Annotated in this window: 7 protein-coding genes and 1 pseudogene; 2 read left to right on the top strand and 6 right to left on the bottom strand. The window is 35.1% G+C overall.

All coding sequences use genetic code 11. The features are described from left to right. Positions 1–217: 217 nt before the first annotated feature. The gene (gene ausA / locus HMPREF2658_RS13315; RefSeq protein ID WP_070854492.1) at positions 218–7,393 is read left to right on the top strand and encodes an aureusimine non-ribosomal peptide synthetase AusA; all 7,176 of its coding nucleotides are present in this window, start codon (positions 218–220) and stop codon (positions 7,391–7,393) included. Between the two features lie 12 nt (positions 7,394–7,405). Beyond that, on the top strand, positions 7,406–8,050 hold the full coding sequence (gene ausB / locus HMPREF2658_RS13310; RefSeq protein ID WP_000215727.1) for an aureusimine biosynthesis 4'-phosphopantetheinyl transferase AusB: 645 nt from the start codon (positions 7,406–7,408) through the stop codon (positions 8,048–8,050). A 328-nt stretch (positions 8,051–8,378) separates the two neighbouring features. On the opposite strand, the gene HMPREF2658_RS13305 is transcribed toward ausB, so the two are convergent. From HMPREF2658_RS13305 to HMPREF2658_RS14485, 6 genes and pseudogenes are all read right to left on the bottom strand, one after another. Next, on the bottom strand, positions 8,379–8,858 hold the full coding sequence (locus HMPREF2658_RS13305; protein WP_072468837.1) for a YagU family protein: 480 nt from the start codon (positions 8,856–8,858) through the stop codon (positions 8,379–8,381). A gap of 285 nt (positions 8,859–9,143) precedes the next feature. Next, on the bottom strand, positions 9,144–9,914 hold the full coding sequence (argB, locus tag HMPREF2658_RS13300) for an acetylglutamate kinase (protein WP_000668887.1): 771 nt from the start codon (positions 9,912–9,914) through the stop codon (positions 9,144–9,146). Positions 9,915–9,929: 15 nt separating this feature from the next. Next, positions 9,930–11,171 (bottom strand): bifunctional glutamate N-acetyltransferase/amino-acid acetyltransferase ArgJ, encoded by a 1,242-nt coding sequence (argJ, locus tag HMPREF2658_RS13295; protein ID WP_000682591.1) that lies wholly within the window; start codon positions 11,169–11,171, stop codon positions 9,930–9,932. Between the two features lie 11 nt (positions 11,172–11,182). Further along, positions 11,183–12,214: an N-acetyl-gamma-glutamyl-phosphate reductase gene (argC, locus tag HMPREF2658_RS13290; RefSeq protein WP_000598494.1), complete on the bottom strand. Its 1,032-nt coding sequence runs from the start codon at positions 12,212–12,214 to the stop codon at positions 11,183–11,185. Between the two features lie 38 nt (positions 12,215–12,252). After that, entirely contained in the window at positions 12,253–13,437 is a 1,185-nt protein-coding gene (rocD, locus tag HMPREF2658_RS13285) for an ornithine--oxo-acid transaminase (protein ID WP_054194491.1), read from the bottom strand. 210 nt (positions 13,438–13,647) lie between these two features. Beyond that, positions 13,648–13,851, bottom strand: a pseudogene (locus tag HMPREF2658_RS14485) (IS5/IS1182 family transposase); the annotation flags it as partial. Between the last annotated feature and the right edge of the window lie 70 nt (positions 13,852–13,921).

Genomic DNA, 13,921 nt, shown 5'->3' with positions numbered 1-13,921 from the left:
GTTATTTATCAAAATGTATGCAAATTACATTTAAAACGTTTGATGATTGATACAAGATGTATTTTAGGGTAAAAATATATCGCTATTAACCTGGTGTTACAAATGATATTTCGTCATAATCATCTTCTAACGAGATAAGTAGTACTATCATTCATTATCATATCATCATGCAATTTCAGTAAGTAATGAGTATTATGATATGAAAGAAGGACTTTTTATGATTATGGGTAATTTGAGATTTCAACAGGAATATTTTCGTATATACAAAAATAATACAGAATCAACGACACACCGTAATGCGTATTGGGTTAAACTCGCTAAAAATGTTGAAGCTACTAAAATGATGTATGCATTATCGACAATTGTGCAACAACATGCATCTATAAGACATTTTTTTGATGTTACTACCGATGACAATTTAACAATGATACTTCATGAATTTCTGCCTTTTATTGAGATAAAACAAGTTCCATCTTCTTCTGTAAACTATGATTTAAAAGCTTTTTTTAAGCAAGAATTAAGTACTTACCATTTTAACGATTCACCTTTATTCAAATTTAAATTGTTTCAGTTCGCTGATGCTGCATATATACTATTAGATTTTCATGTGTCCATTTTCGATGATAGTCAAATTGATATTTTTCTTGATGATTTATGCAATGCATATCGTGGCAATACTGTTATTAATAATACTCGACAGCATGCACATTTAAATAGAAATGATGATAAAGACAATCAAGATGCATCGCATATAGCATTAGACTCAAACTACTTTCGGTTAGAGAATAACTCTGACATCCATATTGATAGTTATTTACCAATTAAGCATCCATTTGAGCAAGCTTTATATCAAACGTATTTGATTGATGATATGACATCAATAGATTTGCCATCGTTGGCTGTTAGTGTGTATTTAGCTAACCATATAATGAGTCAACAACATGATGTCACATTAGGTATACATGTACCATCACATTTACCAAATGATTTACACGGAAATATTGTGCCATTAACGTTAACAATCGATGCAAAAGATGTATGTCAACGTTTTACAACAGATTTTAATAAAAGTGTGTTGCAAAATATGTCGCAATTACAGTGCGCGAAGTCTTCGCTTTCATTAGAGACTATTTTTCATTGTTATCATCAAATGATGTCTTGTTGTAATGATGTTATTGAGGATGTACATCAAATACATGATGCACATACATCTTTAGCGGATATTGAAATTTTTCCACATCAACACGGGTTCAAAATTATATATAACAGTGCAGCATATGATTTGCTCTCAATCGAGACTCTGAGTGACTTAGTTCAAAATATTTATTTGCAAATTACTGAAGAAAATGGAAATAAACGAACAACCGTAGATGAACTTAATTTGATGACAGAAAGTGATATTCAATTATATGACGATATCAATTTAAGTTTGCCTGAGATAGATGATGCGCAAACAGTTGTTACCTTATTTGAGCAACAAGTTGAAGCAACGCCGAATCATGTCGCTGTGCAATTTGACGGAGTGTTTATAACATATCAAACATTGAATGCACGCGCGAATGATTTAGCACACCGTTTGAGAAACCAGTACGGTGTTGAACCTAATGATCGTGTCGCTGTCATAGCTGAAAAAAGTATTGAGATGATAATAGCGATGATAGGTGTGTTGAAAGCTGGTGGGGCTTACGTGCCAATTGATACGAACTATCCAAGTGATCGTCAGGAGTACATTTTAAAAGATGCAACGCCTAAAGTTGTAATCACATATCAAGTAGCATACAACAATAATGATGACTGTATCCCACACTTTGAGTTGGACGCGATCGTGTGGGAAGAAGTTGATAATCTTTCTAAATGTAACACGTTAGAAGATCATGCTTATGTTATTTACACGTCGGGGACAACTGGTAACCCTAAAGGGACACTAATTCCGCACCGAGGTATTGTTCGCTTGGTCCATCAAAATCATTATGTACCATTAAATGAAGAGACGACGATTTTGTTATCAGGAACTATAGCCTTTGATGCTGCAACATTTGAAATATACGGTGCATTGCTCAATGGTGGAAAACTGATTGTTGCTAAAAAAGAACAATTATTAAATCCAATAGCGTTAGAACAATTAATCAATGAAAATGCCGTTAATACTATGTGGTTAACCTCCTCATTATTTAATCAGATTGCTAGTGAACGAATAGAAGTATTGGTACCGTTAAAGTATTTATTAATTGGTGGAGAAGTATTGAATGCTAAGTGGGTGGATTTGCTTAATCAAAGACCGAAGCATCCTCAAATTATTAATGGTTATGGACCAACTGAAAATACAACATTTACAACGACGTATAATATACCTAACAAAGTTCCAAATCGTATTCCTATTGGTAAACCGATTCTTGGTACTCACGTTTATATCATGCAAGGCGAGCGTCGATGTGGCGTTGGTATTCCTGGAGAATTATGTACAAGTGGCTTTGGGTTAGCTGCTGGTTATTTAAATCAGCCAGAATTGACAGCAGATAAATTTATCAAAGATTCAAATATAAATCAGCTGATGTATAGAAGTGGTGATATCGTTCGTTTGTTACCCGATGGCAACATAGATTATTTATATCGTAAGGACAAACAAGTTAAGATTCGAGGATTTAGGATTGAGTTGTCAGAGGTTGAGCATGCGCTCGAGCGTATACAAGGTATTAATAAAGCAGTTGTTATTGTTCAAAATCATGATCAAGATCAGTATATCGTTGCTTATTATGAAGCGATGCATACATTATCACATAATAAGATTAAATCACAATTACGTATGACCTTACCGGAGTACATGATACCAGTTAATTTTATGCATATTGAGCAAATTCCTATTACTATTAATGGGAAATTAGATAAGAAGGCATTGCCTATCATGGACTATGTCGATACGGATGCCTATGTAGCCCCGAGTACAGATACCGAACACTTGCTATGCCAAATTTTTGCAGATATTTTACATGTGAATCAAGTAGGTATTCATGATAATTTCTTTGAATTAGGTGGCCATTCATTAAAAGCAACGTTAGTGGTGAATCGGATAGAGGCATCTACTGGGAAACGATTACAAATTGGTGATTTATTACAAAAGCCAACTGTATTTGAACTAGCACAAGCAATTGCTAAGGTTCAAGAACAAAACTATGAAGTGATTCCTGAAGCTATAGTTAAAGATGATTATGTGTTGAGCTCTGCACAAAAGCGTATGTATTTATTATGGAAATCAAACCATAAAGATACGGTATATAACGTACTTTTTTTATGGCGGTTATCATCAGAACTTAATGTAGCTCAATTGCGACAAGCAGTTCAGCATTTGATAGCGCGACATGAGATTCTACGAACACAATATATTGTTGTAGATGATGAGGTTCGACAACGTATTGTGGCAGATGTTGTAGCTGACTTTGAAAAAGTTAACACACATTTTACGGATGAACAAGAAATCATGCGCCAATTTGTGGCACCTTTTAATTTGGAAACGCCGAGTCAAATTAGAGTGAGATACATTCGAAGTCCATTACATGCATACCTGTTTATAGATACACATCATATCATTAATGACGGTATGAGTAATATACAATTAATGAATGATCTTAACGCACTTTATCAACATAAATTATTGTTACCACTTAAATTGCAATATAAAGACTATAGTGAGTGGATGTCGCATCGTGATATGACGAAACATAGACAATATTGGTTATCTCAATTCAAAGATGAAGTACCTATTTTAAGCTTACCGACAGACTATGTTAGACCAAATATTAAAACGACAAATGGAGCAATGATATCATTTACAATGAATCAACAAACGAGACAGCTACTTCAAAAGTATGTAGAAAAGCATCAAATTACTGATTTTATGTTCTTTATGAGTGTGGTCATGACGCTGTTAAGCAGATATGCTCGAAAAGATGATGTTGTAGTCGGTAGTGTCATGAGTGCGCGTATGCATAAAGGCACGGAGAAAATGCTAGGCATGTTTGCTAATACGTTGGTATATAGAGGGCAACCGTCACCTGATAAAATGTGGATACAGTTTTTACAAGAGGTTAAGGAAATGAGTTTGGAGGCATATGAGCATCAAGAATACCCATTCGAATGTTTAGTAAATGACTTAGATCAATCACATGATGCCTCACGGAACCCATTATTTGATGTCATGTTAGTACTACAAAACAATGAAACGAATCATGCTCATTTTGGGCATAGTAAATTAACACACATTCAACCCAAATCGGTGACGGCGAAATTTGATTTATCTTTCATCATTGAAGAAGATTGCGATGACTATACAATCAATATCGAGTATAATACCGATTTATATCACTCAGAAACAGTTCGTCACATGGGTAATCAATGTATGATTATGATTGATTATATTTTGAAGCATCAAGATACACTACAAATTTGTGATATACCAAACGGCACGGAGGAACTTCTAAATTGGGTTAATACGCATGTTAACGATCGAATGCTTAATGTCCTGGGAAATAAATCTATCATAAGTTACTTTAATGAAGTTGTCTCACGACAAGGTAATCATGTTGCGCTAGTTATGAATGATTTGGCAATGACGTATGAGACGTTACATGAATATGTAGATGCTATTGCGCACATGCTCCTATCAAATGGTGTGGGCAATGGTCAACGGGTTGCCTTAATAACAGAACGTAGTTTTGAAATGATTGCGGCGATGTTGGCGACAGTTAAAGTAGGTGCATCTTATATACCTATCGATATTGATTTTCCGAAAAAGCGACAATGTGCAATTTTGGAGGATGCTAAAGTAACTGCAGTCATGTCTTACGGCATTGAAATTGAAACGACATTACCAGTCATTCAATTGGAAAATGCTAAAGGTTTTGTTGAATCAAAGGAAAATGAACAATATGATGATTTACATGGCGATCAACTTGAAAACACAGCGATGTTAGATAATGAGATGTATGCTATTTACACATCTGGTACGACCGGGGTGCCTAAAGGGGTTGCCATACGACAACGAAATTTGTTGAATTTAGTGCATGCATGGTCAACTGAATTGCAATTAGGCGACAATGAAGTATTTTTGCAACATGCAAATATTGTTTTTGATGCATCAGTTATGGAGATTTATTGTTGTTTGTTAAATGGTCATACGCTTGTGATTCCAGATAGAGAGGAACGTGTTAATCCAGCACAGTTACAACACCTCATTAATAAGCATCGTGTTACGGTGGCATCGATTCCATTACAGATGTGTAGTGTTATGGAAGACTTTTATATTGAAAAATTGATTACAGGCGGGGCAACTAGTACGGCATCCTTTGTTAAATATATTGAGAAGCATTGCGGCACGTATTTCAATGCCTATGGACCATCTGAGTCAACAGTCATCACATCGTATTGGTCACATCAATGTGGTGATTTGATACCTGAGACGATTCCAATTGGCAAACCCTTATCTAACATCCAAGTGTATATTATGTCAGATGGTTTGTTATGCGGTATTGGTATGCCAGGCGAGTTGTGTATTGCAGGTGATAGTTTAGCGATAGGATATATTAATCGTCCAGAATTAATGGCTGATAAATGGCAAAATAATCCATTTGGTAAAGGAAAGTTGTATCATAGTGGTGATTTAGCACGTTATACATCTGATGGTCAAATTGAATTTTTAGGAAGAATAGATAAACAAGTGAAAGTTAACGGGTACCGTATTGAACTTGATGAAATTGAAAATGCAATATTAGCTATTCGTGGTATATCTGATTGTGTTGTCACAGTAAGTCACTTTGATACGCATGATATATTGAATGCTTATTATGTCGGAGAACAACAAGTAGAGCAGGATTTGAAGCAATATTTAAATGATCATCTGCCTAAGTATATGATTCCTAAGACTATAACGCATATCGATTGTATACCATTAACTACGAATGACAAGGTGGATACTACGCGTTTGCCAAATCCATCACCTATACAACAGTCTAATAAAGTGTATAGCGAACCATCTAATGAAATTGAGCAGACATTTGTTGATGTATTCGGAGAGGTATTGAAACAAAATGATGTCGGTGTTGACGATGACTTCTTTGAACTTGGTGGTAACTCATTAGAGGCGATGTTAGTTGTCTCGCATTTAAAACGATTTGGCCATCATATTTCAATGCAGACATTATATCAATATAAAACCGTGCGACAGATTGTTAATTATATGCACCAAAATCAACAATCATTAGTCGCATTACCGGATAATCTTTCGGAATTACAAAAGATTGTTATGTCTCGTTATAATTTGGGTATTTTAGAGGATAGTCTAAGTCATCGACCTCTAGGAAATACACTATTGACTGGCGCTACAGGTTTTTTAGGTGCTTATCTGATTGAAGCACTACAAGGATACAGTCATCGCATTTATTGTTTCATACGTGCTGATAATGAGGAAATAGCATGGTATAAGTTGATGACGAATTTAAATGATTATTTTTCAGAAGAGACGGTTGAAATGATGTTATCAAACATTGAAGTCATTGTTGGTGATTTTGAGTGTATGGATGATGTTGTTTTACCAGAAAACATGGATACGATTATTCATGCAGGTGCTCGTACAGATCATTTTGGTGATGATGATGAATTTGAAAAAGTAAATGTTCAAGGTACTGTTGATGTCATACGTTTGGCACGTCAACATCATGCAAGGTTAATATATGTGTCTACGATAAGTGTGGGAACTTATTTTGATATAGACACAGAAGATGTGACATTTTCAGAAGCGGATGTCTATAAAGGACAACTACTAACATCACCATATACACGGAGTAAATTTTATAGTGAATTAAAAGTATTAGAAGCTGTAAATAATGGCTTAGATGGTCGGATTGTACGTGTTGGTAATTTGACGAGTCCTTACAATGGAAGATGGCATATGAGAAATATAAGGACTAACCGTTTTTCAATGGTAATGAATGATTTGTTACAACTAAATTGTATCGGGTTTAGCCTCGCTGAAATGCCTGTAGATTTTTCTTTTGTGGATACGACTGCAAGACAAATTGTCGCATTAGCACAGGTCAACACACCACAAATCATTTACCATGTGCTATCACCTAATAAAATGCCGGTGAAATCTTTGTTAGAATGCGTTAAGCGTAAAGAAATTGAACTCGTCAGCGATGAATCATTTAATGAAATTTTACAGAAACAAGACATGTACGAAACGATTGGATTAACTAGTGTTGACCGTGAACAACAACTAGCAATGATAGATACAAAATTAACATTAAAAATAATGAATCATATCAGTGAAAAATGGCCAACGATAACTAACAATTGGCTGTATCATTGGGCGCAATATATCAAAACAATATTCAATAAGTAAGTAGGGAAAGTTATGACAGTATTTGTAATGCAATTACAGAGTAACTTGAAAAGTATTGAAGAATTAATATCACAAAGTCGTTGGTCATATAAAAAACCGCGTACAGTCAACTATAGATACAATCAAGATAAACTCATGCACAGATTGGGAGATATTTTAGTGCAATATGGAATTCAACATGACACAGGTTTATTACCACATGAATGGCATTATCACATTTCGCCACGAGGTAAGGCAGATATTGTTCAACACAATCGTGATGGACAGCCCATCTATGTGAGCTTATCATATAGTTATCCTTATATCGTGTGTGTTGTCGATAAAGAACCAGTTGGTATTGATATCGAAAAGATATCACAACGTTTAGACTGGCGTACATTAGTGACGTGTTTCTCTACAAACGAAGCACAGCAAATATGTAGTTTAAATGATTTTTATCAAATATGGACACAAAAAGAAAGTTTTACAAAATTGATTGGTGAAGGTTTAATCAAAGGATTGGACATTTATGATATGACGCAATCACACTTTTATCAATCACGTGAAGTGAAGTTCAAACAATTTATTTTTGATCAGTTTATGGTACAGGTATGTTTCTTAGGACAAGCACCCTGGGGGTATAAAAAAGTGTCTGTATTTCAGTTATTGAGTAGTTAATATGACGTCTGACAGTATCATTGCGCAGTGATTTTAAAATATACTGCCTAAATGTTTACTGTTAGATGTTTTTTTTATTGGAAAAATGAAAGGTGAATACACGATGGCATCATTCAAAATCATAACGAGATTAAAGTAAGTGATAAGGTGAAAATATACTGAGCAATATTGAAATTGCCAAAAATAATGGCTTGTTACGACGCATTTGAGACTTTAATGCTCACGTAAGTTGGCTGGAATCATATCATGTCAGTTAATAAAATAACGTGAGTATCAATCATCATACTCAAACGATGATTTAAAACTCACGTTAATGTTAGTCAGTGTATTAATTTAATTTATAGCGATAGACAAAATGTTGTCGCACTAATTCAATTGTCATCATCCAGACGATATGGCCAAAGAATTCTGACAGATGCTCTTGGAATGGTTGATCCCACATAGCAGGTACAGTATGCATGATTGGCATAATGATAAGGTGGAATAATACCCAAATAGCAATACCAAAAACAGCACCTTGTCCCATTGCTAAGTAAGCGTATTTTTTAACTAATATGCAGTAAATAATTGCAATGACGATAGAAAAACTAAAGTGGACAATAAAGCTTACCCAAGGCAATTGCATATTTGAAAATGTATATGTTTGATGCGTAAACTCACTACTAAATCCTAATTGTTGCAATAACTCTTGAGGTGGGTTCGTTGCATTACGTTCTGGTGTGCGAGGTGGAAACATGACCTCCCAACCTAATTTTACAATTCCAGATAACAAGCCACCGATAATTCCAGCATAAATGAATATACCCATTTGTCGTTTTGTCAACTTAAGGACTCCTCTCTATTTACTATCCTCATTATAGTATTTTGTGAAAATAATCACAATGAAAAGCTTTGCAAAACTTAAAATATTTTGATGAACAAATTTGTAAAAGGTTATTAGTTTTTTTGCATCTCATATTGTATCATACTGTATTCTGAAATTTCTTTTGTGAAATGAGACAGGTGAAAAGGTGACGCTGCATAATCATTAAACAAATAGGTACAACTATGTTTCGAAGCCGAATAATACAAGATTGAGTGGTCATATTCAAAGTCATACTGATGATTTTAGTATCGTTGTCCCAACAAAATCATTATTATAAATAGCTTCAATGATATTTGGCTTGTTTCCTGATGCAATGATAACTTTAGGACAGCCATTTTCAATAGCATTTTTAGCATCAAGCACTTTGGGAATCATACCTCCATAAATATCACCATGCTCAATATACTGATTAATATCGACTAATGGCAATTGAGGTATAACAACATCATTGATGAGTACACCTGCAATATTACTTAATACATAAATAGGCGCTTTTAATGATGATGCAATAAAATAGGCAAGCGTGTCTGCATTTATGTTGTAAAATTCTCCATCATGGGTATTGAAACCAATCGAATTGATGATAGGTACAAATTTAGTACATATATACAGTAAAGCATCCTTATTTAAAGCGGTCGGTACCCCGACATATCCATATTGTTGATCAAAACGTTTAATTTCAAATAATTGAGCATCCAAACCACATAAGCCTATTGCAGAACATTGGTGCTGGTTAAATTGAGCTACTAATGCAGTGTTAACGTCTGCAATGAGCGTGTGTTTAGTAATAGTCATGGTTGCTTTATCAGTCACTCTTAGGCCATTAACAAAGTGTGGCTCGATTTGCTGATTTGATAATGCTTCATTAATAAATGGGCCACCGCCATGAACGATAATGGGGTAGATGTTGTTTGATCGTAAATGCTTAATGTTGTTAATAATTGATGGATGCATGTCACTTAGTGTACTGCCACCAATTTTAATGACAATAAATTTCATCTAACCAACACCACCTTATGTTCGATATGATGCGTTAATACGCACATAATCATAGGATAAATCACAACCGTATGCAGTCGCTGCAGCGTTACCTAAACCAAGCTGAACGTCAATTGTGACATTTTCATGAGTTAATGTATTCGACATAGCTTGCTCATCAAATAGTACAGCCATACCTTTATCCACGACAGGTATTTGGTTCAGTTGAACATATGTGCTGTGTGGATTAATGTCACATCCGCTGTAGCCAATAGCTGTAATGATTCGACCGAAATTGGCATCTTCGCCAAAAATTGCTGATTTGACTAAGTTTGAACTTACGATAGTTTTACCGATTTTTCTTGCGTCTGATATTGATTTAGCGCCTGAAACATTGACACTGATTAACTTTGTTGCGCCTTCGCCATCTCTGGCTATAGCTTTAGCTAAAAATGTACAGACAAAATTGAATGCATCAACAAATGTTTCCCATTGTGGATGGTTTTGATTTAATGTTTGGTGATCAACTTGCTGATTTGCCATAACTAATACCATGTCATTTGTACTTGTATCGCCATCAACAGTAATCATATTAAATGTATGATCAGTCGAAGATTTTAATAATTGATGAAGTGTATTCGATTCAATTGATGCATCTGTTGTTATAAAAGCAAGCATGGTAGCCATATTTGGGTGAATCATACCTGAACCTTTGGCGCTACCACCAATTGTAACGGTTTTACCATCGATTTTTAGTGATACAGCGATATGCTTTGTACATGTATCAGTTGTTAAAATTGCCTCGTTAAACGCACCAGCCGTTGTATACTTAGTATCCTTAATATGTTCGGTCCCAGTCTTAATTTTATCCATAGGCAAATATTCGCCAATAACACCAGTAGACGTTACAGCCACGTGTTCAGACGGTATATGGAGTTGCTGAGCAGCCCAAGCTTGTGTTTGTCGTGCATCATCTATGCCTTGTTGACCGGTACAAGAATTTGCATTTGCTGAATTCACAATGAGTGCCTGTAATTTTCCTTTAGACTTTTGTAAAGCTTCTGCAGTAACGATAAGTGGTGCAGCTTTAAACTGATTTAAAGTATATACGGCAGCTGCACTTGCTAAAGACGATGAGTAAATCCAGCCAAAGTCTTTTTTGTTAGCGCGTAAACCGATGTGCATACCACCGGCCGTAAAGCCTTGAGGTGTACTGATATCGCCATGTTTAATAATTGAAAAGTTATGTTGTTGTGATGTCGTTTCTTGATGTTTCATTCTAACACCCCTTATGGATAAACTGGTGATTGTTTTAGGCCAGTCGTAACTTCAAAATCATATAATATATTTAAGTTTTGAATGGCTTGACCACTTGCCCCTTTGACAAGGTTATCAATCACTGATACTAAAATTGCTGTTTGCGTTGTTTCATCTACATAGATACCGATATCGCAGTAGTTACTGCCGAGTACTTCTTTGGTAGTCGGGAAATTTCCGATATCTCTAATTCTGACAAAAGGTTGGTCAGCATAATAAGAAGATACTAATTTATGTAATGATTCAGTTGTATATTTAGAAGTTAATTTGACATAAATCGTTGATAAAATGCCACGTGTCATTGGTACGAGATGTGGTGTGAATATCACTGATACATCTTGACCCGCAATGATAGATAAATATTGCTCGATTTCCGGTTTGTGTTTATGGTTTCCGATTGCATAAGCGCTTAGATTTTCATTCATTTCTGAAAAATGAACACGTTGTGATAATGAACGTCCAGCACCTGACACGCCGGTCTTAGCATCAATAATAATAGATGACAAATCTACAATTCTTTCGCTAATGAGTGGATGTAATGCTAATAATGTTGCTGTAGGGAAACAGCCAGGATTAGAAATGAGCTTCGTTCCATTGTTATTAAACGATTGCCATTCTGAAATGCTATAGATAGCGTGATTTAAGTCGTCTTGTGATGCAGCAGTTTCTTTGTAATATGCTTCATATATTTCACGGTTTTTAATTCTGAATGCACCAGATAAATCAATAACATGAATTCCTTTTTCTACTAAAGGAGGGATACATGTTTTACTCACGGGTGCCGGTGTAGCAAAGAAAATTACATCACAGTCATTATTGTCAACTGTAAGTGCTTCGAAATGTTGCATAATATGTTGTAAATGTGGAAATGTTAATTTCAACGGTTCATCTACTTTTGAATGTGAGTAGATGTGTGCAATCGTTACATGAGGATGTGTTTGTAATAATCGAATTAATTCAATTGCGCCATAACCGCTACCGCCAACGATACCTACTTTAATCATCATGAATCCCTCCTATATCATATATAAATGATTAATTGTTAATTTTTAAAAACGTCTTGAAAAGCTGCAACAATTTGATTGATTTCCTCTTTATCAATGACTAGAGGTGGTGACAATCGAATGATAGTACGATGCGTGTCTTTGCATAAGATTCCACGTTTAATCAGTTGATCCACAAAAGGTGCAGCATCTGTGTTAAGCTCTATGCCTATAAATAAACCACGACCTCTAATTTCTTTAATACTAGGATGTTTAAGTTGTAGCAACGCTTTTAATAAAAATGAACCTAAGCGTTCTGATTGTTCAACCAGTTGTTCATCTTTAAGTACATCAAGCGCTGCGGTCGATATTGCAATGGCTAAAGGGTTACCCCCAAATGTTGAACCATGTGTACCTGGTGTTAGAACACGCATGACATCATTATTTGCTAGTACAGCAGATACAGGGTATAAGCCACCGCCCAATGCCTTGCCTAAAATATAAATGTCTGGAACGACTTGCTCCCATTCCATAGCAAACCATTTCCCAGTTCTACCAAGACCAACTTGAATTTCATCTGCAATCAATAATATTTGATGTTTATCACATAATTGACGTACAGCTTGGATATATCCTTTCGGTGGTATATTAACGCCACCTTCACCTTGAATTGGTTCCAAAATAATTGCTGCTGTATTCGGTGTAATAGCTTGTGTTAGTTGCTCAATATTTCCAAATTCTACTGTTGTAGTGCCTTGAAGTAGGGGGTGAAATCCTGCTTTATATGCGTCGTGGTTAGATAGTGATAATGAGCCAAGTGTACGACCGTGAAAATTGTTATTCATAGCGATGATTTCAACTTGTCCGTCAGTGATGCCTTTAACTTCAGAGCCCCATTTTCTAGCAATTTTAATGGCTGCTTCAACAGCTTCAGTACCAGAGTTAAGGGGGAGTACTTTGTCTTTCTTAGCAAGATGACAAATTTTTTCTTCCCATTTCCCGAGATTGTCACTATAAAGGACACGTGAAATGATAGACAACTTTGAAGCTTGTTCTGTCATCGGTTTAACAATTGTTGGATGACAATGGCCTTGGTTTGCAACTGAAAAACCTGAGATGCAATCTATATATTGTTTGCCATTAGTATCCCAAACTTTGACCCCTTTACCTTTAGAAATGACAAGCTTCAGTGGTGCATAATTGTTAGAGCTATAATGATCAGTTAATTCAATGATAGAATTCATGGGTCTCCCCCTCCTTTATATTTATACATTTTAAAGAATTAATATTAATATATTACAGTTGTTCAATATAAGTGTCAAATGTAAATTTAATAATATAAAGATAAGATTGTGTTTGTATTAATGTGATTCGTAAAATGAAAGTACTAATATTTTTCGTGGATAACCATTGATATGTATGTATACGAGTGCAGTTTAATGTAGTATGAATAAAAAATCAGATTGAGTATATGCATATAAGATGATTTTTAACATCATTTTTGGATGATAGGATGTTGCGCCACGATGATGTCTGAATTCATCGAATTCGCTATCAGGTATCGTTTCAACAATTTCATTAACATATCGCGAAATATCATTTTGAGGAATTCTAACAGAAGTTTCTATTGGTAGTGTAAGTTGGGCAAAGTGTCTTATTTTTTAAAGTATTTAAAAGTAAAATTACATGTTAAAACGTAGTATTAATGGCGAGACTCCTGAGGGAGCA

The organism is Staphylococcus sp. HMSC062H10 (genome assembly GCF_001836945.1).
Lineage (GTDB): Bacteria > Bacillota > Bacilli > Staphylococcales > Staphylococcaceae > Staphylococcus > Staphylococcus aureus.
The sequence above is the reverse complement of the archived record's forward strand: the minus strand, read 5'-3'. Positions and strand labels throughout refer to the sequence as shown.